The organism is Coleofasciculus sp. C1-SOL-03 (assembly GCF_040220555.1).
Taxonomy (GTDB): Bacteria; Cyanobacteriota; Cyanobacteriia; order Cyanobacteriales; family Coleofasciculaceae; genus Coleofasciculus.
In genome coordinates this window covers 19,469-43,255 of record NZ_JAVJUO010000177.1, presented here as the reverse complement: position 1 = coordinate 43,255, position 23,787 = coordinate 19,469, and the positions used below count along the sequence as shown (strand labels likewise).

At 44.4% G+C, this 23,787-nt stretch carries 14 protein-coding genes and 1 pseudogene; 6 read left to right on the top strand and 9 right to left on the bottom strand.

Translation table 11 applies throughout. The features are described 5' to 3' along the window. Positions 1 to 30: 30 nt before the first annotated feature. From RIE73_RS28050 to RIE73_RS28025, 6 genes are all read left to right on the top strand, one after another. On the top strand, positions 31 to 4,608 hold the full coding sequence (locus RIE73_RS28050; RefSeq protein WP_446404296.1) for a GUN4 domain-containing protein: 4,578 nt from the start codon (positions 31 to 33) through the stop codon (positions 4,606 to 4,608). 70 nt (positions 4,609 to 4,678) lie between these two features. Continuing rightward, entirely contained in the window at positions 4,679 to 4,852 is a 174-nt protein-coding gene (locus RIE73_RS28045) for a hypothetical protein (protein WP_446404295.1), read from the top strand. Further along, positions 4,822 to 7,320 carry a GUN4 domain-containing protein gene (locus RIE73_RS28040; protein WP_446404294.1) on the top strand — a complete coding sequence of 833 codons (2,499 nt, stop codon included), beginning with the start codon at positions 4,822 to 4,824 and terminating at the stop codon, positions 7,318 to 7,320. Before RIE73_RS28045 ends, RIE73_RS28040 begins: the two co-directional genes overlap by 31 nt. Positions 7,321 to 7,430: 110 nt before the next feature. Then, positions 7,431 to 8,387 (top strand): o-succinylbenzoate synthase, encoded by a 957-nt coding sequence (locus tag RIE73_RS28035; RefSeq protein ID WP_446404293.1) that lies wholly within the window; start codon positions 7,431 to 7,433, stop codon positions 8,385 to 8,387. 247 nt (positions 8,388 to 8,634) lie between these two features. After that, positions 8,635 to 9,981 carry a cytochrome P450 gene (locus tag RIE73_RS28030; RefSeq protein WP_446404292.1) on the top strand — a complete coding sequence of 449 codons (1,347 nt, stop codon included), beginning with the start codon at positions 8,635 to 8,637 and terminating at the stop codon, positions 9,979 to 9,981. Between the two features lie 132 nt (positions 9,982 to 10,113). Then, a complete protein-coding gene (locus RIE73_RS28025; protein ID WP_446404291.1) occupies positions 10,114 to 11,697 on the top strand; it encodes a 2-succinylbenzoate--CoA ligase in 1,584 nt (527 codons plus the stop codon). A gap of 161 nt (positions 11,698 to 11,858) precedes the next feature. Here the strand turns inward: RIE73_RS28025 and RIE73_RS28020 are convergent. The 9 genes and pseudogenes from RIE73_RS28020 to RIE73_RS27980 all read right to left on the bottom strand — a co-directional run. Then, positions 11,859 to 12,050, bottom strand: a pseudogene (locus RIE73_RS28020) (glycosyltransferase family protein); the annotation flags it as partial. Between the two features lie 107 nt (positions 12,051 to 12,157). Beyond that, positions 12,158 to 12,826 carry a response regulator transcription factor gene (locus RIE73_RS28015; RefSeq protein WP_446404290.1) on the bottom strand — a complete coding sequence of 223 codons (669 nt, stop codon included), beginning with the start codon at positions 12,824 to 12,826 and terminating at the stop codon, positions 12,158 to 12,160. After that, positions 12,804 to 14,315 (bottom strand): sensor histidine kinase, encoded by a 1,512-nt coding sequence (locus tag RIE73_RS28010; protein WP_446404314.1) that lies wholly within the window; start codon positions 14,313 to 14,315, stop codon positions 12,804 to 12,806. Before RIE73_RS28010 ends, RIE73_RS28015 begins: the two co-directional genes overlap by 23 nt. Positions 14,316 to 14,510: 195 nt before the next feature. Next, entirely contained in the window at positions 14,511 to 16,034 is a 1,524-nt protein-coding gene (locus RIE73_RS28005; protein WP_446404289.1) for an iron uptake porin, read from the bottom strand. Between the two features lie 279 nt (positions 16,035 to 16,313). Continuing rightward, a complete protein-coding gene (locus RIE73_RS28000) occupies positions 16,314 to 17,414 on the bottom strand; it encodes a glycosyltransferase family 2 protein (RefSeq protein ID WP_446404313.1) in 1,101 nt (366 codons plus the stop codon). A gap of 202 nt (positions 17,415 to 17,616) precedes the next feature. After that, a complete protein-coding gene (locus RIE73_RS27995; protein ID WP_446404288.1) occupies positions 17,617 to 19,383 on the bottom strand; it encodes a hypothetical protein in 1,767 nt (588 codons plus the stop codon). A 171-nt stretch (positions 19,384 to 19,554) separates the two neighbouring features. Beyond that, positions 19,555 to 20,844 (bottom strand): glycosyltransferase, encoded by a 1,290-nt coding sequence (locus RIE73_RS27990; protein ID WP_446404287.1) that lies wholly within the window; start codon positions 20,842 to 20,844, stop codon positions 19,555 to 19,557. Between the two features lie 155 nt (positions 20,845 to 20,999). Next, positions 21,000 to 22,307 (bottom strand): glycosyltransferase, encoded by a 1,308-nt coding sequence (locus RIE73_RS27985; RefSeq protein WP_446404286.1) that lies wholly within the window; start codon positions 22,305 to 22,307, stop codon positions 21,000 to 21,002. A gap of 10 nt (positions 22,308 to 22,317) precedes the next feature. Continuing rightward, positions 22,318 to 23,679 carry a histidine phosphatase family protein gene (locus tag RIE73_RS27980; protein ID WP_446404285.1) on the bottom strand — a complete coding sequence of 454 codons (1,362 nt, stop codon included), beginning with the start codon at positions 23,677 to 23,679 and terminating at the stop codon, positions 22,318 to 22,320. Positions 23,680 to 23,787: the final 108 nt, after the last annotated feature.

Sequence of the window (23,787 nt, the reverse complement as noted above, 5' to 3'; positions counted from 1 at the left end):
ACAATAAACGTTAAGTCATTTGTCAAGGGTATGCCAGATATCAACTATTACAAAGTCGGTGGAAGTTTAGAGTATCAGCACCCAACCTATGTGGTGCGACAGGCGGATGCTCAATTGTATCAGGGATTAATCAATGGGGAATTTTGTTATGTCCTCAACTCCCGACAGATGGGTAAATCCAGCTTACGGGTGCAGATGACTAAAAGGCTAAAAGCCCAAGGGGTTAAATGTGCCGCGATTGATATGACTCGCATTGGTAGCCATGTGACGCCAGAGGAATGGTATGGCGGATTGGTGTCTGAATTATTGCGCGGGTTTCGTCTTTCGAGGAAGATTAATTTTAGCAACTGGTGGCGCGATCGCTCTGTTTTATCCCCGGTACAACGGTTGAGTGAATTTATCGATGATGTTCTCCTAATCGAGTTATCTGACAACATTGTTATTTTTATCGATGAAATCGATAGTATCATAAAAATCCCCTTTCGGGATGACTTTTTTGCTTTTATTCGGGCGTGCTATAACCAGCGCGTGGATAATCCCAACTATCAACGCCTTACCTTTTGTCTATTGGGAGTCGCTACGCCATCAGATTTAATCGCCGACCGAACTCTAAGCACGCCGTTTAATATTGGCACAGCGATAGAATTAACCGGATTTAACTTGGATGAAGTTAACCCATTGGTGCAAGGATTAGAGCCAATTGTCAGCTATCCCAATCAGGTAATCGCTGAGGTGTTGGAGTGGACAGGAGGTCAGCCATTTCTCACCCAAAAGCTGTGTAAATTAATTGTACAAGAGTCAGAGTCTGATCCTTTTAAATCCGCGAATCAGATTGAGGCATTAGTCCGGGAAAATATCATTGAAAACTGGGAAGCCTGTGATGAACCAGAGCATTTGAGAACGATACGCGATCGCATCAAGTGGAGTCAGCGCCGGAAACCCTTACTATTCCTATATCAAAAGATTTTGCAACAAGGAGACGTAAAAGCCAAAGATACCCCAGAACAGATGGAATTACGCCTGTCTGGGTTAGTCGTAAAGCAGCCGGGTAAGTTAAAAGTCGCTAACCGGATTTATCAGGCAGTTTTTAACAAAAACTGGGTCAATGAATTATTAGCGGAAGCGGGCGCATTAGTAGAGATGACACCAGCAACACCACTAAACTCTGAAGGGGAAATTGAAGACATCGAAGAAATTACCCGACTTGCCCTTCAAGAATTAGAATCTCGACAAATAGAAGCATTATTACTAGCACTTCAAGCTGGGTATAAATTAAAAAACCGAATTAACCAACATTGGTCATTGTCAGACTATCCAACCCTTACCCCCCTATTCGCTTTACAGAAAATTCTCAACACGATTCGCGAACACAACCGATTTACTACAGGTCAGCGTATGGTTCAAGACGTATGCTTCAACCCTGATGGAGAATCCCTGGTTACGGCTGGGGGAGACGGTACGATTAAACTGTGGAATCGATTCGGGCAACTGTTACGGGAATGGCAAGGACATCAGGGTATTATTTATGACATTAGTTTTAGTGCCAATGGTCAATTCGTGGCTACAGCCGGACGGGATGGCATGGCTAAGGTTTGGCACATTTCCGGAGAACAAATCACTCAAGTTTCCGGTCATAATGGTTCCATTTCAAGTATTAATTTTAACCCAGATGGAGACCAGCTCATTACTGTCGGACGAGATGGCACAGCAAAACTGTGGAACTTATTTGGAAAAGCTATTGCACAACTAAAAAGTCGAGGGGGTGTAATTTGGTCAGCCACGTTTAGTCCCAACGGACAGCAGATTGCTACGGCTGGAACTGCCAAATTTGGAGGAACTGTCATACTTTGGGATGCTTCAGGGAAAAATATAATTACTCAATTTCACCGCCCATACAGTCCGATTTTAAGTATAAGTTTTAGTCCCGATGGCAAGTCCATTGGTACGGCAGACCATGCAGGAAAAGTCATTCTCTGGAATTTGTTGGGAGAGCCGCTGGCTCACTTCAACAACCATCATAAGACTATCTGTTTTAGCCCCAATGGAAAATATTTTGCTACTGTATCAGGGGGGATTGCCAGAGTTTGTAATTTATCGGGAGAACTACTGGCTCTATTAAATAATCATCTTGGTGCGGTTTTGGGTCTAAGTTTTAGCCCAGATAGTCAGCGTTTAGCCACCGCAGGTGTAGACGGTAACGTTCGATTCTGGGACTTATCCCCAAAGCATCCGACTAGATGGAATACAGATCACGGTATAGTGTATGTAGCCAGTTTTACTCCTAATCAAAAGTATATTTTTACGGTTGGAGCCGACTGTAAAATCTGTCTTTGGAACCTTAAAGGGAAACAATTGGCTCAATTAGATGACCCTCGCGGTTGGATAAGAAATGCAAGTTTTAGCCCAGGAATGCATTATATTGTCACAGCAGGAGCGGATGGTAAGGTACGATTGTGGCGAGTTACATGGCAGCTATCAAACTCTGACCAGAAATCTATTCTTACTTTATCCGATAGCGATACCCTGCGGTGGCAAATTAAAAATCTAGCTGATGAAGAACTTGGTCACTGTGACTATCAAACGACCTTTTGGTACGAGTTTCCTCATTCAACTTGGGTTAATAGTGTCAGTTGCAGTCTTAATTGGCAAAACGTTGAGACACAACGTATCGCTACCGCCGGAGCAGACGGTATGGTTTGTATTTGGGGGTTGAGTGGAAATGTGCTAACTCAATGGAATACCAATCGCGGTGAACTTAAGAGTATAAGCTTTCACCCCGATGGTCAACGAATTGTCACAGCCGGAGTCGATGGTACTGTTTGTTTGTGGGATTTATCGGGAAATCATTTAGGCGAATGGAACGCACATCAGGGTGAAACTACCAGTGTAAGTTGTAGTCCTGACGGACAGATTATTGCCACAGCAGCTACAGACGGCACAGCAAAACTTTGGACAATTTCCGGACAATTGCTAGCCGAATTTAAGGGTGATCAAGGGGCAATCAGAACGGTGAGTTTTTGCGCGAGTGGAAAACTCATTGCCACGGCGGGAGATGATGGCACAGTTCGTCTGTGGCAGGTTGAAGGATTAGAGGAATTGTTAGCCAGAGGTTATGACTGGCTCAAGGATTATTTCGTGACTCATCCTGAAGCCGTCAAAACGCTGAAAAGCCGATCTAACTCTATTGCAGCAGAATCAAATCCAACTCCAGTAAATAACAATGAAGGTATATCCAAGGAAACTCACCTAAACCCAATGACTAGCTCACTGCCCTTTACACCAGGAGAGTCCGACAATCTCACTTCTGAATGCCAAATTGACTACACTCATCTACGCGACTTGTTAGCAACGGGACAATGGCAAGAAGCCGACTCCGAAACGACAGCAATTATGCTGAATATAGCAGGTCGAGGCGCAAAAGATTGGCTGAGAGCCGAAGATGTCAAAAGACTTCCTGGCACAGATTTACTCACCATTGACCAACTTTGGGTCAAATACAGCCAAGGGCGTTTTGGCTTCAGTGTTCAGAAGCAAATTTGGGAGAGCGTTGGCGGTACAGAAGAAGAAGCTAATTTTACAATCTATCGCAATTTCAGTAAATCTGTAGGGTGGGATGATGGCAGCAACTCCTGGCTCTACTATTCTGACCTCAACTTCAGTATGACCGCCCCAATGGGTCATCTACCTGGAGGACTATTGGATTGGTTGTGGTCAAGTTATCGGGAGTCCCGGTTGATTCTTGCCGAAAATCCTGATAGTGTAACCGATTCTGTGTGGTGGACTATCCTCCCGGCTCTGGCATCAAAATTTTCGGAACGATCTAAAAATACAACACAAGAAATAATTAATGATAGTGTCGGTATCGCCAGTGACTCCATTGACAGAACAATTGCTCCTAAACCTCTTCCGACTACAGCGACTCCTAATTTACTAAATTCTGAGCGTAAAACTGACTCCACTGGTGACTTATCTGCTGCAAGTACAGCTTCTAAACCACCTTTGGTGAAAATAATTACAAATAAACCAGGAGAAGGGTTTATATCAGATTTTTTAGTCGATAATAAATTAGTCAGAATCTACCAAGGAGATATCACCAATCTTGCCGCCGATGTTATCGTCAGTTCCGATGATACCTATCTCAGTATGGGAGGTGGAGTCTCTCGTCGCATTAGACGGATGGGTGGTAATATAATTGACAGTGAGGCTCGAAATTTTAGGATGTCAAATACTTTATCTATCGGTGATGTTGCGGTTACATCTGCGGGAAAGCTCCAGGCAAAAAAAGTATTTCACGGTGCAGTTATTGATTGGCAGCTTGAATTATTTCCGTCTCAAAAGATAATTCAGAAGGTTGTACATGATTGCCTGAGGAAAGCCAATGACTATGGATATAAAACAATTGTCTTTCCTTTACTGGGGACAGGAGCCGGATGCCTGGACAAACAAACCGCTTGGGAAATAATGCTTAAACAAATAATCATGGATTTATTGACAACTAACCAAACAATTCTCGAAGTATGTATTACGCTCTATGATAGAGAAACGGCGGTGGAGTTAAATCCTGAATACTTCCTATCTAAAGTGCAAAATAAATGGTTGTCAAGGTAATTAAATACAATCAAAATACCCTATATTTTTAGATTAAATATTAATTTTGTGGACAATAAAAAATTATAGTATGGTAAATAGAGAGTATTACAAAGTAGGAGGAAGTCTAGAGTATCAGCATCCAACTTATGTGGTGCGACAGGCGGATGCTCAACTGTATCAGGGATTAATCAACGGAGAATTGAATTCTGTTACGTTCTCAACTCCCGACAGATGGGTAAATCTAGCTTACGGGTGCAGATGACCAAAAAGCTGAAAGCCCAAGGCATCAAATGTGCATCAATTGATATGACTCGCATTGGCAGTCATGTGACGCCAGACGAAGGGTATGGCGGATTGGTGTCTGAATTATTGCGCGGGTTTCGACTTTCCAGGAAGATTAACTTTAGCAACTGGTGGCGCGATCGCGAAGTTTTATCCCCGGTACAACGGTTGAGTGAATTTATTGATGATGTACTGCTAATTGAGTTATCCGACAACATTGTAATTTTTATTGATGAAATCGATAGTATCCTGAAAATTCAGTTCAAAGATGACTTTTTTGCCTTGATCCGGGCTTGCTATAACCAACGGGTAGATAATCCCGACTACCAACGCCTCACCTTTTGTCTGTTGGGAGTGGCTACGCCATCGGATTTGATTGCGGATAAACAGCGGACACCGTTTAATATTGGTCAGGCAATTGAGTTAACTGGGTTGACTTTTGCCGAAGCAAAGTCTGCTTTAATTAAAGGATTGCAGCATCACGTAGAGAATCCTGAAGCGGTTTTAACGGAGGTATTGGATTGGACAGGAGGACAACCGTTTCTGACCCAAAAATTATGTTCTCTCATTGTTCAAGAATGGGATACAATGGGTCAGGAATTCCATCCCGATCATTCATCTACGGCTAACGAGATTGAGGCGTTAGTGCAGACGTGTATTATAGAAAACTGGGAAGCCTGGGATGAACCGGAGCATTTGAGGACAATCCGCGATCGCATCCTGGCAAATGAACAGCGTGCAGGTAGATTACTGGGACTCTATCAGCATATCTTACAGCAGGGACAAATCCCCACAGACGAGAGTCCGGAACAAGTCGAGTTGCGACTGACAGGCTTAGTCGTTAGACAGCAGGGAAATTTAAGAGTTTATAATCCCATTTATGCCGGAATTTTTAACCATCGTTGGGTAGAGCAAGAATTAGCCAATTTGCGACCTTACTCTCAAGGGATTAGAGCCTGGGAGGTATCTAATCGTCAAGATAAATCCCGACTGTTGCGCGGCTCGGCATTACAAGAAGCATTGAATTGGGCAGCGAATAAAAGTTTAGGTGTTGTCGATTATGCCTTCTTAACGGAAAGTCAACAACAAGAATTAGAAGCAGAACGGCAAGCCAAACAAATTTTAGCCTCAGCCAAACAAAAAGCCGAACAACTCTTAGCAGAAGCCAAAGAAGGCACTCGCTTAGAACGAGCGGGTGTAAATGCGTTGCAATTATTTGCAGCCGGAGGGCGGGAAATTGAAGCCTTACTCGCTGCGATGCAGGCGGGACAAGCCCTACTCAAACGGGTAACAAAGAGTCGCTCATTGCCCGATTATCCCGCCACAAGTCCCATCTTTGCCTTACAGCAAATTCTCAGCCAAAACGGACATCGCGCTCCAGTCAGAGGCGTTTGTTTCAGTCCAGATGGCAAGTTTATCGCTTCTGCGTCCGGGGATCATACAGCTCGGCTATGGAATGTAGCTGGAGACTTGATTACTGAATTTGTGGGACATCAGGGCTGGGTACTCAGTGTCTGTTTTAGCCCCAATGGAGACTATATTGCCACGGGTTCAGGGGATGGCACGGCAAAGCTATGGGATTATCAAGGAAATCTCCTCGCCCAGTTTACCCAGTCTCCTAGCAAGATTACCCGGGTGAGTTTTAGTCCAGATGGCAAACGGTTGGCGACGGCGGCTTCTGACGGTGTGGCACGATTATGGCAAGTGGAAGGCTTAGAGGAACTTCTCTGTCGAGGGTGCAACAACGGAGAGTTTTGCTATGTCCTCAACTCCCGGCAGATGGGCAAATCCAGCTTGCGGGTGCAGATGACTAAAAGGCTAAAAGTCCAAGGTGTCAAATGTGCCGCGATTGATATGACTCGCATTGGTAGTCATGTGACACCAGAAGAATGGTATGGGGGATTGGTGTCTGAATTATTGCGCGGGTTTCGACTTTCCCGGAAGATTAACTTTAGCAACTGGTGGCGCGATCGCGAAGTTTTATCCCCGGTACAACGGTTAGCAGGTCGAGGTGCAAAAGGTTGGCTGAGTTCGGACGATATTAAACAATTTCCGGGCAAAGATTTACTCACCATTGATCGACTTTGGGTTAAATACAGCCAAGGGCGTTTTGGCTTCAGTGTTCAGAAGCGTATCTGGGAGAGCATTGGCGGTACAGAAAACGCAGACTATGAAATTTATTGCATTTTTTGTAAGCGTGTAGGGTGGGGCGATCGCTTAGGGTTAAGAGAATTTTCCTGGTTATCTTGCTCTGACCTTACATACAATACTACAGCCCCGGTTGGTCATCTTCCTGGAGGGCTATTGGACTGGTTATGGTCGAGTTATAGGAACTCACTACTTATTGCCTCGGAAAATGCTAATAGCGCAACATCTCCTGCGTGGTGGACTATTATTCATGCTCTTGCTTCAAAATTTTCGGAATTATCTAAAGCGGATACAAAATAGCTTGCTTCTCGCTTGCGCGAGTTCTTCACCGTTCACGTTAATTATGTCCACCTACTTATTGTATACCATTAAATTAGAGATCCTTGCCAGTCGTATTAAAGGGGTTTCCGGTGACATATCGTTTTGAGTTTAATCCTTACCAGCGCCAATTTCGACATCCCCTAACTACTCATCATGGCATCTGGAAAGTACGTGAGGGGATTATCCTGCGTTTGATGGATGAAGCTGGGCGAATCGGTTGGGGAGAAATTGCACCACTCCCTTGGTTTGGTTCTGAAACCTTAGAACAAGCCCGACAATTTTGTCAACAGTTTCCATCTCAGTTTACATCAACCGATATTTTCTCAATCCCGGCTGAACTCCCTGCCTGTCAGTTTGGCTTTGAGTCAGCTTGGGATGTTTTAGTCGCAAGGGATGGAAGAAAGAGTCGTATTGAAACGGAAAACACAAGCCAATCGTTATCCCATGCGTCGCTGAAATACAGCTATCTTTTGCCCACAGGGGAAGCGGCGTTAACCGCTTGGCAACAAGGTTGGCAGCAGGGCGATCGCACGTTTAAATGGAAAATTGGTGTTACCTCTATGGAGTCGGAACTGAGGTGGTTTGATCAATTGGTTCAAGCCTTACCCCCATCGGCTCAATTACGCTTAGATGCGAATGGGGGACTCACACAGAATCAAGCAGAACAATGGTTACAGGTGGCGGATCAGGCGGGAATTGTCGAGTTTATGGAACAACCCTTGCCACCAGAGGAGTTTGATGTGATCAAGGCAATGCAGGATCAGTATAAAACAGCGATCGCCCTGGATGAATCTGTCGCCACGTTGAACCAACTCAAAACCTGTTACCAGCAGGGATGGCGGGGAATCTTTGTGATTAAAGCAGCGATCGCCGGATCGCCTACACAACTCCGACAATTTTGTCAAGCCCACGATATTGATGTGGTGTTCTCCTCCGTCTTTGAACGTGCGATCGCCAGAATAGCAGTTCTCAATTTAGCTGTAGAATTATCTCATCCCCATCGAGCCGTTGGGTTTGGAGTAAATCACTGGTTTGTGGAAGACTAGCACAAGAAGGCAGAAAACTCCAACACTGCACTTATAATATAGCCTTACGGGCATACGTTAGGACATTACCCTGTTGCCTATTGCCTATTCCCTATTCCCTATTGCCTTTTCACCTAATTTTATTATCCTAACCTCAATGCGTAGTACTATATGTGCTGTTTCGTCTATTGTTAACGGATAGGTTATTTTCACCGCACTGCACTCGATCATTACCAACAAACAGAATCATTCTTTCCTTACCAGTCTTATGATTCAAGTCAAAACTACACAACCCGAAGGACCTAAAGCCCCCAAATGGTGGCAAAAAATTCAGTGGATTACTAAGCCTCTGGATTACATGGATGCAGCAGGACAACAATATGGTGATATTTTCAATGCTCCCGTTATTGGCAATCACTCCTGTATGTTGTTTGTCAGTCATCCCCAAGCTCTAAAGCAAATTTTCACGAACGACACCAAACAATTTATAGCTCCTCCCGATAGACTTTTGCAGCCAATTGTTGGAGATTATTCGATATTGGTGCTAGAAGGCAATCGCCATCGTCGGGAACGTAAACTCTTATTGCCACCATTCCACGGCGAACGTATCCGAACTTATGGGACTCTTGTCTGTGACTTAACGGCAAAGGTAATGCAGCAAGTGCGTCCAAGTCAAACCTTTGTGGCTCGTTCCCTAGCTCAGGAAATCTCCCTAGAAGTTATATTAAATGCGGTTTTTGGTATTCATGATCCAGAGCGTTTTGGTCAACTGAAGGAACTCATTGCTAGCCTGATGGATCAATTTAAATCTCCCTTCACATCAGGATTACTTTTTTTTCCAGCGCTACAGAAAGATTGGACACCTTGGGGTGCGTTCCGTCGCTTAAAGCAGCAAATTAGTCAGTTACTCTATGCAGAAATTCGAGAGCGCCGTCAACAGAAAGACTTTTCGGGTTCAGACATTCTCACCCTGCTGTTATCAGCACAGGATGAGGATGGTAAATCCATGACGGATGAAGAATTGCATGATGAGTTGTTTACTCTATTAATAGCTGGTCATGAAACGACGGCTACTGCGATCGCGTGGGCGCTGTATTGGGTTTATCGATCGCCTGATGTACAGCATAAGCTGTGGCAAGAATTGAATTCTCTTGGTCAAGAAGCAGACCCGGTGGATATGGCTCGTCTGCCTTATCTTACAGCCGTCTGCCATGAAACGTTGCGAATTTATCCTGTGGTTCTCTTAACTGTACCTAGAGCCGTGAAAGAACCCGTTGAACTGATGGGATATCAGCTACAACCGGGAACCCGAGTTTATGGCTGCATTTATCTCACCCATCATCGCCCAGATTTATATCCCCAATCCCATAGATTTAAGCCAGAACGGTTTTTAGAACGTCAGTTTTCTCCCTATGAATTTTTCCCTTTTGGCGGTGGGATACGTCGCTGTATTGGTGAAGCTTTGGCATTATTTGAGATGAAGTTAGTCCTTGCTAAAATTGTCTCGCAGTATCAACTCACTTTAGCACAGCAGCAACCTGAGCGTCCTCAGCGACGGAGCGTAACCTTAGCGCCTAGCACGGGCGTAAGGTTAATGATGCAAGGTAAAAGATAGGCAAGACAAGAGTGCAGGGGGACGGAGGGGCGAGGGTATTTGTAGGGGCGGGTTTAGGGATTAATATTGATTGTTTCCCCTAACTAGATTGCGAAACCCGCCCTAATATTTTGTTTGGGTGGGTTTAAGGAAATGAGTTCTATTTTAATCGATATCAAACAGCGAAATAATGATTGGCTTATTGGTTTTGACAATCACCAATTCCCAGAAATAAATCAGAAATTATTTGATCAATTTTCCAACTTATCTCGATGTCAAACCGTTCCTAAGATTATTCTGGCTGAATCTAATCCTTGGCGATTCCTTGCTGCATTTAGCGCCGCTGTTAGTGCCGATTGTTCAGTGTTTTTGGGCAATCCCAACTGGACACAACAGGAATGGCAACAGGTTTTAGCATTAGTCCAACCCGATTTAATTTGGGGAGATTTGTCAAGGGTGATTCGTCAAGAGTTATTTGTCAATAATAAGGGACAAGGGATAATCAAGACGGAACCGACAATGGGTGTTTGTAGTCAGCGCTTGATTCGTGATGGCACTAAAGTGCCTACTACGAACATTGATGGCACTAAAGTGCCTACTACAAACCCTGAAATAATGATTCCTACAGGGGGTTCTTCGGGTAAGATTCGCTTCGCTATGCACACCTGGGAGACGTTAATGGCATCAGTGCGAGGGTTTTATCAGTATTTTGACCAGAAGTCGGTGAACTCGTTCTGTGTCTTGCCCGTGTATCATGTGAGTGGGTTGATGCAATTTCTGCGATCGCTAACTACGGGAGGACGATTTGCGAGTCTCCCGTTTAAAGAGGTGGTGGCGGGAAAAGGACGAGAGATTGACCCCAGAGATTTTTTTATTTCCCTGGTTCCCACTCAGTTACAACGCTTACTCCGGGCGAATGCAGCGAATTGGTTATCCCAGTTTCACACGGTTTTGTTGGGTGGTGCGCCAGCGTGGGAGTCTCTTTTAATTGAGGCGAGACAAGAAGGTATTCGCTTAGCGCCAACTTATGGAATGACGGAAACGGCGTCTCAAGTCGTTACTCTGAAACCTGACGCATTTCTGGCGGGGAATAATAGCTGTGGTCACGTTCTTCCTCACGCCCAGGTGACAGTTCGCAGTACAACTGGGGAAATTTTGGGGACGAATCAAATCGGAATTGTCACGATTGTAGCAGATTCGTTGGCTTTGGGTTACTATTCTTCAGTAGATAAGGAAGAATTTCCCCATCACCAATCCCCAATCCCCAATCGTAATGCAACGCCGGATACAATCCCTATGCTGCAATCTGACGATTTGGGATTTTTTGATAATCAGGGGTATTTAACCATTATCGGACGGCACAGTCATAAAATTATTAGCGGGGGTGAAAATATCTTCCCCGCCGAAGTCGAAGCGGCTATTTTAGCGACCCAATTAGTGAGGGATGTCTGTGTGATTGGCATACCCGATGATGATTGGGGTCAAGCGGTTACAGCGGTTTACATTCCCCGTTCATCAGCGGTTTCTGTGGATAGTTTAAAAGCCGCGCTGGTCAAGCGGTTAAGTCGGTTTAAGCAACCTAAATATTGGGTTGAAGTTGAACAATTACCCCGCAATGAGCAAGGAAAAGTTAACTATGAATCGGTTAAAACAATGGCGTTAAACTTTTTATCTAGATCGAGAACACCGATTCATACCAAATCCGCCTTTATTACCCCTTTTTGCCACGGCGATTGAAATCGCAGCTACACAAACAAAGTCCGCCTGCGCGGACTGGATTAGAAAGGGGGTGGCTAACCCGGATTTGGTATCAGTAGTCGAATCATTAGATAGGAGTTCAATTCGGCTTGTCACTGTGGAAAATACGACGTATTGACTAATCACAGAACGTGGGTCGAGGTTCCGATTGTCCGCGATAGCCATTCACTTAAAGCGGTGGGCGTGACATCATCGGGATGCAGCATATCAACTAATCCCAAATCCTGTAACCGTTTAGCCCGAATTAACTGTTCCTGTCGCGGTTTGACTCGTGGTACAATCAGCGCGGGTTTGTCAAAGGAAAGAACTTCGTAGGTGGTATTGTAGCCGCCCCAGCGATTTCAATCGCCTCCTCTTGCTGTAACGTCTCTACATTTATCGAAAAAAATTATGATGATTATTAGGATAATTGATAATTTTGTCCAGGGGAAGCGTCTAATCAAGTGCGGAGGCGATAACCCATTCCTCTGACCGTTTCAATTAAGTCGCTGCCTAATTTTTTGCGTAGATAACCGATATAAACATCAACAATATTAGAACCCGGATCATAATCATACCCCCAAACATGACTAAGTAACTGCTCTCGGCTCATCACTTGTCCGGGATGGCGTAACAGGGTTTCTGCGAGGGTAAATTCTCGTGCGGAGAGTTCAACAAATTGACCCTTAACCCGAACCCGACGAGTCCGTAAATCTAAACTAACTTGACCGATAGTTAGTACCATCTCCTGCTTAGATTTTGGCAAATAGTTATTACGCAACCGCACGCGCACCCGAGCGATGAGTTCTTCAAACTGAAAGGGTTTAGTCATATAATCATCAGCCCCTCCCTCCAATCCAGCGACCTTATCACGGATATCATCACGGGCGGTGAGAATAATAATGGGTATTTGTTCCCCCTGACCGCGCAACTCTTCTAGGACTTGTAAACCATCTTTACCCGGAAGTCCCAAATCCATGATCAGCAGGTCAAATTTGTGGGAGAGAGACATATTCAGCGTCTCTTGAGCATCTGTGGCTACGCTAGTGGTAAATCCTTTCGCTCGCAGCCCTTTCTCAATAAACGCTGCAATACGAGGTTCATCTTCAGCGATAAGAATTCGATTCATGGGGTAGAATATCCTGTTTTGGATCTAGAGGAATGACAATCGTAAATTGAGCGCCAGATCCGAGTCGGCTGTTGAGTTTCACCTGACCCTGATGCGCCTGGGCGATCGCTTGGACGATGGACAGTCCTAAACCTGCTCCTTCAGAACGACGACGGCTATTCGGGAGTCGGGCAAACCGCTCAAAAATACGTTTTTGGTTGGCTGGATCAATCCCTTCTCCACTGTCGCGAACCCAAAAACAAGCATAGTGTTTATTAATAGCTGAACCTAGGGTGATGGTATCACCTTCACAGGTATTTTGGGTAGCATTTTGAGCCAGGTTCGTGATCGCTTGAGTGAGGCGCTGGCGGTCAGCGAAAATTCGACCCGATGCGATCGCGTCCAGTTGCCAGTCTCGCTCGGCTAAGGCTTTGACTTTGGCAAAAAGTTCTTTGGTGAATGAGCCAATGTCTACCATTTCTAGATCTAAAAAATCACGCCCTTCTGCTTTAGCCAAGAGGAGCAAGTCATCAACAAATCGGTTCATGCGATCCAATTCATCTAAAACTAATTCTAAAGTTTCCTGTTGGGCTTTAGGGTCATCATCCCATAATTCCAGGTGTCCTCGAATAATCGTGATGGGTGTCCGCAGTTCGTGACCCGCATCATTAATAAAGTCTCGTTGGCTGGTAAACGCTTTCTGGAGACGATTCAGCATTTGATTTAGCGTGGTTGTCAGTTCCGCAATTTCACCACCGCCTTTTATGGGAATGCGTTGGGTCAGATCCGTTTCACTAATCGAACGCGCCGTTTCTGTTACCGAACGTAGGGGGGCTAGCATCCGTCCAGCAGCAACCCAAGCAATCACGGAAGTAACAACCATGACGATCAAGGTTACTTCAATGATTACCCAAACCACTTCATTGACTTCTTCCTCTTCACCCGCGATGACATTGGCGACGATAAAAAGTCCGCGAATTTCTCCGCCCATTTCCACGGGTTTGACATAATAAAGAATAGAACCTACTGATGTTTCTGTCTGACCTTTGGTTGGTTGGGTCAGATTACTCCAGCGTTTGAGTAGCTCTGAATCCGGTTGTAGTGGGTTGGGTAGTGCTGTCGGACTGGATTTGTAGAATTCACCGTCGATAATTGTGAGCAGAAATTCTCCGTCATTGGGAATATTACGGGATAGAAATATCTCAAATAAAGCCGCCACATCATCGCCAAACGGCTGACCCGTCAAGGGATTTTTTCCTTGTTGGAATAATCGCTGGAACTCCTGTATTTCTTGGATTAAATAGCTGTCGATTCGTTTGTGTACCTCCTCAACTAGAACTTGACGGATCAGCCCAACTGAGGTAAAGGTGAAGCAAACCGTTAGCAGGACATACCAAGCAAGGATGCGAGTTCGTCCTTCCCAAAACAGATTCCGCCAACCCCAACACTGTTTAGTTGTACTCGCCTCATGATTTTGATCAGGGTTGGCTGAGGCGAAGTTGTTACCCAACTTAGTCACGTCGATTCCCTGGTGGTTCGTAAGTTATCTCAAAACTTGATGTTAATCTTAGCGAATATGTTCCTGAATTGACTTCTGCTTGGATGAAAAACTAAGGACTGGATAAATGTTGTTACAGTACCTTCTAACCCTGTGTATTCTATTATACATTGGGTCACACATCAGTTGATGGAGATGTAAATAGACTTAAAATAAAAAAGTAGTCAGGATAGTTCCCACATAGATAAGGTCGTTGCTAGCATCATGTTCTGGATTAAAAACAACCAATAATCCAGGGGTAATTGATAGGGTTTCATTGGCACGCAAGGTATAAAACACTTCCAGATGCCAAGTCGTGTCTTTATCTTTATAGTCTTGATTGTCGATTTGAAAAGTATTATTGATTACCTTCGGCGGCTGACCGATAACAATCCCACCTAAATTTCCGGGTTTACCTAAATCGGGAAATGCCAAGGTGAGGGCATAATTAAAAATATCGGCTTGGGGATCACCAGGTAAATTCAACGCCGTGGCTTGAGTCCAACCCATCCAACCCCCTAAGATTAACTTAGGACTGAGGCGAACGCTGATATCTAAAGCGTAGGAATTAGCCTTGATATGGTCACTTTGATCATCAAACGGATCGTTGGCGCGATCGCTCCCTGTTCCTGTATCGATGATATTGTAGGAATGGACGTAAGCGAAAGCGATGCCCAAGTTATCGTTAGGGTTTAAGGTTAGCTGCGCGATCGCCCCATATTCAGCACCAATTCCTGAGTCTAGTTCATTCGCATCGTCAGCCGCATAACCCAAGCTGAAAGTGGCAATCTCACCCAATTCATAAAGCAAACCGACTCCAGCATCACCCCCTAAATCATAAATGGGATTGCCATCGCCAAACTTGGAAATTGCTGCATTTGGTGCTAAATTGACCTTTCTCGTCGGCGTACCTAAGCCGCCACCTTTGGCAGAAATATAAACCTTGGCATTTTTACCGAGAGGAAAACGATATTCTACTTTGTCTAACTCCAGCTCATTTTCATCTTGCCCATCCAAATCTAACCGCGCCATTTCTGTACCCGTGACATCCTCAAACTCCGGGGCATTTTTGGCTTCTAAACTGACTCTGAGACGGTCTTCTCCGGTGAAACTCGTATCAATATCGAGGCTAATTTTATTGCCGACAGTAAAGGTTGGATCGATATCCTCCTCACTGCCATCTGCCTGAGTTTTACCTGCCAGATAACTAATCGCAAACAGGACTTCCCCTTCCAGAGTTGTGGTTGGATCAAACGGTTTAATATCTATCCGTTCTAAGCGTTCAATAGAGTCTCGTCTCCGCGCCAATTCCGCTGCAAACCCCTTAATTAATCCTTGCAGTTCGGCTAACTCCCTGACCTTTTTGGGAATATGATTTAGGCAAACCTGTAACCGGGCGGCAAACTCGGATCGGGTTAGGGTTCGATTGGTGCGATCGCCGCGATCGGGATATTCAGCTAAACAACCATAGCGTTGGTCTAGAGACTCTAGCACTTGGAACTGCCAATCTGTGGGTTGAATGTCCGAGAGTTGCCAAACTGCGGTAATTTGAGACATGGGGTCAACAGATAACTCATCAGGATGAATCGCTTCAGCAGAACTCTCTGTTGCTTGTGCCATATTACCGCAGAATGAGGCTAGAGTAAACAAAGCTGAAACCATTGCTACAGCTTTGCTCAAATGATTTGACATATCTTTAGCTGGTCAGTATTTACCCTGCACGAGAAACAGGATGGGAAATATGTGGCGTTTCCTAGTCGCGATCGCTGACTAAATGGTGCGTTACGCTTTGCTAACGCACGATGGCGGCGTGACACGCCTAAATTGATGGTAAGAATTGGGTTTGTAGTCAGGGCTTTAGCCTAGATTTTGTTGAATAACAGGGTCAACCCAACCTACAGACCCAAGGCAATAATGCGCTATAGCACAGCATGGCAAAAATAACTAACCCGTTAAAATCCCCTCATTTGTTTATCGTTTGATCAAAGGGTCACATATTTCTAAAGAACGGACATCTCCATCACCTTTTTGGCATAATTCTGTTCGGGAATGTTGGTAGGTTAGCTGTTGCTGAGACTGAAGGTATTTGCGAGCATAGCGATCCGTAATATAGCGGTTGACAACCTTATCCACCGCCAGCAGCGCCTGCTCAATTTGCTTCCGTTTTAACCCCAGCTTCTTACCTAGCTTTTTGAAGCGGTAACTCAGCGGTCTGATAATCGTGCGTCGGCGTCGAGACCCTAACTTTTTGTTGTACTTGGTTTTGAAATATCCATCCTCAACCAGTCCCCATTTTTGGCGCAAGTTTTCTAGGCTAGAGTACATCCAAGCATCACTCCAGCGCAGCATATAGAAGTACATGTCGGTTAATTCTATTGGCGGTCCCGGTACATAGGTGACTAAGGAGTCCGGTTCAAAATAAATTGAGCCACCCGCTTCTTTGACCGTCATACAGAAATCCAAATGTTCTTTAGTACAGAGCATTTTGGCATCGAGATAACCAATTTTTTGGAAAATTTCTCGGCGAATTAACACAGAATGAAACTCAGCAAGTTCGGTTTCAATTCGTTTTAACTGGGGTCGTACCTCTGATACCTGCTGACCTTGTTTGTACATCTTTTCTCGGATATGTCGTTTACCATGAATATCGGTAACAACATGGCATTCCCCTGCGGCAAAGTGAATGGTTTCGTGTAAGGGTTCATCTTGGCACATCAGCGGACCAACCACTGTCGCACCTGTTTCTTCCGCACAAGTGACTAAGGCATTCAACCAACCGGGAGAAACAATCACGTCGTTATCCACAAAGACAAGATATTTGGTATCAACGTAACTCAAGCCAATGTTGCGAGCGTGATTTGGAGACAGGTAGTAATTAGTTCGCACGAGTTGGAACTGTTTGGCTTGGGATTGGGTTTCCAGGTAGCGTTTGATTGGAGTCGGTGAATTGCCATCAACGTACACTAATTTAAAGGGAATGTCTGTATGTTCGTAAATGCTTTCCAGAGATTCTTGGGTGTAGCTAAATCGTTCGCGAGGAACAACAACCAGTGTAACTTGTGGATCTGTCATTGCTGATGAATTCATGTTTAAATTGGCTTGGGTTTCCCTTGTGTTATTTGATGATTCAGATGCTGGTGATAAAGTCATAAATTCCTCCTAAAAATAGATTTTGCCAACAGCGATAAAATTGATTCAGTCATCGAATTAGATGACAGACGTACCATAGCACATCTCTAGATGACGGCTAACTGAGATTACACTAAGCGACGCTCTAATTGAGCAAGTTTTCTAGTTCATAAAGCATCGTTAACTCATCAGCAAAATTTACTGAATTCAACGGATTCATTGTCGGATCATATATTTCCCGCCAATACCTGCCTTGAGTTAAACTCTTCTCCAACAAATCCCTACCAATATTCTGCCAGTACAACGTTTGATTGTAATAATCAATGTTGTCAGACTGACGCCAATCGGTTGCCAAGGTGTTCTGTGCTAACGAGTTAGTTTGCTTTTGCTTGACAGACTTCATCTCTTTCTCATAGGGGATACTAGCCCAATCAGGAGTATTGGTTTCGATAATATAGCGATGAAAAATGTGAGATTTAATTCCCTGACCCTGATAACTAAATACAGCCCGGATAAAATTGGCATTAAGAAACGGAGACAGAACTAAACTTGTTTGGGTATTCTGGGAACCAGATTCACAACGCCTACAGCGTTCAAATAAATAGAAAAAAGTGAGTCGTTTTTCCGGAGATACACCAAAGGTTTCTGCCTGCTGATAAGCGTCTAAGATGAATTTTTTTACATTATCTTTTTGCTGATTCAGCATAGTTTTAGGGATTTTGCGTAACACCCATGACGTTATCTTTTCTTCATACTGACCAACTTCACAGGTCTCGGCTTTAACTTTTCTAGCAAACCAAGGCTTGCCAATAGCCCCAGCATGTCCCATCACCTGAACCCGACCCGAGGAAATACCCGTTGGCTGAGGCAAGAACGTCTTCAATTTATGATTGACCATATTGCCAGCTTGCCATAAAATTGATGCACAAATAGAATAACGCAGCCAATCTGTTGATTCAGGAGGAAGTTCTACTTCCTGCTTAAATCTTAATGGAAAACCCGCAATTTCTGCCAATTGCTTAGCCAAAATCACGTCATAATTATTGGCAGGTCCTTTCACCTTGGCATTCAGGTTTAAACCCAAATGTCTGTAGGTTGAGAAAACAGCGCGACTATCATAACCGCCGGAGAGTCCACCAGAAGCATGGGAAAATAGGGACTGGGTTGATTTGACATAATCGATTAAAGAAGTGCGGGCTAATTCCAGACAGTCGGCTTCTGGCATATTTTCCCGTTGTACCCATTTTTCCAGGACGTTTAACCGCTGTTTAACCAGTCCGTTGACAGACCACTTGTATAAGGTTGATGGTTCAGCAAACTTAATCTGAGAAAAGCCGGTGCAATTTAGCGGAAACCAACCAAAAAAACGACAACACTTGACTGCCCATTCGGCAAAAACGGGTTCCAGAGGGAGATTGAGGGTGGGAAAGGCAAAGATGCGATTACTGAGGATAATTGTGCCATTATGCTCATATTCAAACAGTTGAGCATGACCTAAGCCATCATTGAGTAAGTAAGACTGTTCAGTTGACTTATCGTTCCAGAACAGTAACATTGGAGGGGCAATTTCGCCCAGAACGTTTTCTGGTTTGGCTTGCAATTCTCGCGCCAACTGAGGTAACGCCAAAGTTGGTTGAACCGAAATTCCTCTTTGTTGTAAAACTTGGTGTCCGTTGAGAGGAAAATTGATTGCCAGAACTGAAGTTCGTTCATCTTCTTGATAGAACGGGGCTAGCCATCCGTCAACAGCGAGTTGATAATAAACTAGATGGATATTTCCGTAACTGAGTAATTTTAGCGGCGGTTTTTTGGCAAACAGGGGGGTATAAAGTCGGTCAAATCGGTCTACGACATTGTTGGGGTGAAGATTGGGATCGGCTGAGGAATTTGACCATAATAGAAACAGAATCATCGTCTTGACTTAAATTATTAGGTTTACCAATTCATCAAGTATTCCCAGAAACCGGGTTTCTCGTGAGGACAACAACGAAATATCGGTATAGTATTCCCAGAAACCGGGTTTCTCGTGAGGACAACAACGAAATATCGGTACCCAAAGAAACCCGGTTTCTTGACCGATGTCCTAGGTCTCTACAACAGATGACGTTAACTGTTCTACCCGTGACTGAGTGGATTTTGAATTTAATTGTTGCTGGTAAATTTCCACAAGTTCATCGTTGAGTTTATGCATATCATATTTTTCCTCGACCCGCCTACGACCCGCCTGACCCATCGATTGCCAGAGTTCTGGATGTTCAATTAGATAGCTAACTTTTTCCGCCAGGGTATCCCCATCCCGTTCGGGGACTAAGAAACCCGATGTTCCATTTTCGATTAATTCAGGAATACCACCGTGGAATGTGCCAATTACAGGTAATCCCATCGCCATTGCTTCTTTTAAGGTATTCACTGGTGCATCCTGATTTCCATCAGCAGCCGTCACAGAAGGGGCGATTAAAATGTGAGACTTATCGAGAATTTGAATCAGTTCTTTCTGCTGTTTCCATCCCAAGAGGTTGACAATATGACCGACACCAAGTTCGGCTATCAGGTTCTGGAAATCTTCCTTGAGCGAACCATCGCCAATAATGTTATATTCGATGTTAGAGTGAACCTGGGCGAGTTTCGCGATCGCACGAATCCCGTACTCGATTCCTTTCTTTTCAACCAGGCGTCCCGTGGTAGCAATACGAATGTGACCATCAGCCGGGAAATAGCGGGGAGTAAAGGCAAATTTACTACAATCAATTCCTGACCCCAGAATCCGAATTTTTGTCGCCTCACAACCGAGTTGAATCGCACGCTGTCGAAAAAATTCGCAGTTGGTTAGAAAAAAGTCGCCTTCAGCAAAGAGTTGATCATAAACCTGATCACCCCACTTTTTCAGATATTTACTAATATCAGAACCGCGAAACGTGGTGATTAAGGTTCCCTGGAGTAAACCGAGATTACGAAACAGCAGTCCCATCAATCCTACTGATCCAAATTGACAGTGGATAATGTCGTAAGATTTACCCTCCAGAACAGGTATGGCTTTGTAGAGTAACTTGAATGACTTAGCGCGTTTCCCATACTTAGATACATCCAGTAATTTCCGGCAGGCTGAAGGATTTCTGCCAAAATTATCGATTAGTAATTCATTCGTTTTCAGTTCTCGTAATAACTGATTGTCCGGTGGCGTCGGGGAATAGTAGGTATGCTTGAGTAAGTTGTATTTTTCCACAATAGGATGTACTTTCTCGGTAGGGTTCGCCGGACCATCAAGGGCGTAGATATCCACCTGATGACCGCGCTCCATTAATCCAGCAATTTGATTGAGGATAAATGTCTCGGATAAAACTGGGAAATTTCCCACTAGGAATGCTATTTTCATGGTAAAATTTAATCCAAAAATAGGGTAGACTAATTTTGAGTTTTTTGTCGGGGCGGGTTTCACTACTATCGTTTCTGACCTCATCCAGATGTAACTAAACCCGCCCTGATTGAGTAGAGACGTAGCATGCTATGTCTCTACAAAACGTAGCCGGACTAAACTGTGGTAATGAAAACGGAGGAACCAGCTTCTACAGATTGATTGGAAAACTGAGGCTGAGGTAAGTCGGAATTCAACAATTTCTGATAAATTTCTAAGAGTTCCTGATTCAGTTTATACATATCATATTTTTGTTCAACACGCGCCCGACCTGCCTGACCCATTGATTGCCAGAGTTCTGGATGTTCAATGAGATAGCTAACGTTTTGGGCAATGGCATCAGGATCACGTTCAGGGACTAAGAAACCCGAAATCCCATTTTCGATTAATTCGGGAATACCACCGTGTAAGGTGCCAATTACAGGTAATCCCATCGCCATTGCTTCTTTTAAAGTATTCACAGGTGCATCCTGATTCCCATCAGCCGCTGTCACAGAAGGGGCAATTAGAATGTGAGATTTATCCAGAATTTTCACCAGTTCTTCCTGCTGTTTCCATCCCAACAAGTTCACGATATGACCGACGCCAAGTTCAGCTACCAGGTTTTGGAAATCTTCCTTGAGCAGACCATCGCCAATAATGTTATATTCAAGGTTAGGGTGAACTTGGGCGAGTTTCGCGATCGCGCGAATCCCATACTCGATTCCTTTCTTTTCAATCAGGCGACCTATTGAGACAATTCTCACGCGACCATCAGCCGGAAAATAACGAGGAGTGAAGGCAAATTTATGACAATCAATTCCTGAACCAAGAACCCGAATTTTATTTTCGTCGCAACCTAACTGAATGGCACGCTGTCGAAAATAGTCGCAATTGGTGAGAAAAAAATCGCCTTTTTCAAAAAGCTGATCATAAACTCTATCGCCCCGCTTTTGCAGGTACTTACTAATATCATACCCCCGAAACGTGGTGAGAATTTTACCATTAATTATACCAATATCTCGAAACGCCAGAGCCATGAGTCCAAAAATACCAAACTGACAGTGAATGATATCGTAGGACTTTCGGTTCAAGAAGGGAATGGCTTTATAGAGTAATCGTTGGTCTTTAGCTTCTTTGCCAAATCTTGCCTTATCTATCAGTTGCAGTAAAACTAAGGGATTTTTATCGAGATTAACCAGCAATAATCCTAAGAGTTTCAGCCAACGCCACCCGTCATTTGGGGGACGTTCGGGTGGGTAGTAGGTGCGCTCTAAGAGCTTGTATTCCTTGACAATGGGATGTACCTTAGAGACATCCTCCGGGCGACCGTCGATGGCATAGATATCAACCTCATGTCCATCATCGAGTAAGCCTTTTATTTGATTGAGGATGAATGATACAGACAAGGTGGGGAATGTTCCTACTAATAATGCTATTTTCATGGTTGATTGTTTATGGTTGGGTTCCTTTGGAAATTCTTCTCTCCCTCATCTCCCCCATCTCCCTCATCTTCCCTATCTCCCCGATATTTATCCCTTGCACTACAGGGGCTTGATTAGCACAGGGATAGTGGATAACGCTAATTTTTCCCTGGTGAAGAGGTAAATGATTCAATTCATTGGTACTGATGCCAAGTGTTTGACCGAGAAAGCGTTTGAGGATTGCCTCACTTGCCACAATTAGTCCTGTTAGTAATGGCTGGGAATCCATCATCCCTGATGCAGCGTTCGCGTCAATGGTTTGTTGCCAAACTTGGGGGAAATCATTTCGCGATACCTGTAGCTGTAAAGTTTCTGGATGGTATTGCAGAATTTGTGCCGCTGTGAATTGGGCATTGTCGCGGTCATGATTAATACTGAAGTTAAGGGTTACATCTTCCAGTAATTGGGTTAGTTTTTGAATTTGCTGAGGATGAATGTCACCAGAGGGTATCAGTAACAAGCGTAAACCTTGACGTCCCTCCTTTAGTTTGGGTAGGGTTTTACCTAGATGGGCGGTAAGATTCAAGGCTTCTAGTTGGGCTGACTGAGGCACACCTGCGGGAAAATGTAAGACACTCATACCACAGTTACACTGTTGCAGAGTATGAAAGCGATTAGGTGTTAAACCGATTGCTGTACTAATCAAGGCGCGGTTTGTACCGCCGTGACTCACAATTAAGATAGTTTGACCAGAATGATGAGGTAAAATGTCTTGCCAAAATTGTTGGGCTTGTGCATAAAGTTCAAGGACAGGGAATCGGGGATTGGGGATTTGGGATTGGTAAAATTCTCCCTTGTCTCCTCCGTACCTCTGCACCTCCGCATCTCCGCACCCCGACACCCCCATCTGAAACTGGTGAGGATGTTCTTTCCAGCAGCGATATGCTTGGGAAAATTGTTCGCGCACATACTGAAAAGGTAAGCCTTCCCAAGCAGGGATATTAATTTCTTTGAGCGTTTCAGCTACTCGTAAAGGTGGTAACTTATCGTTAACGGTGCTAATTGCGGCTATAATTTCATGGGCAGTTTGTTGGGTGCGTTTTAGGGGGCTGGTATAAATGGCGTCGATGGGCAGTTCTTTGAGAATTAGACCCGTTTCATAAGCCAACTTGCGCCCTTGTTCAGTTAAGACGGAATCATCACAACTGCCTTGATATCGTCCCTGTTCGTTATATGTACTTCGACCATGACGTATTAAAATAACTCCTGTGCCAGGTGATTGGTGATTGAGACTTGAGTTGCTCCCCTTGAAAAGCGGTGCATTCGTTACATTTTGATTGGCATTTTCGGGGGAAACAGAGTGATTTGAGGATGGGTAGACGAGGTCAGCCATACTATCAATTTGGTTGAATCTTTAACAGAAACAAAGCAGAGGGAAAATGGAAAGGCGATCGGACCAGGGATAGAAAAAGAGGGGGTGTAGGGGCAGGTTTTACAGATA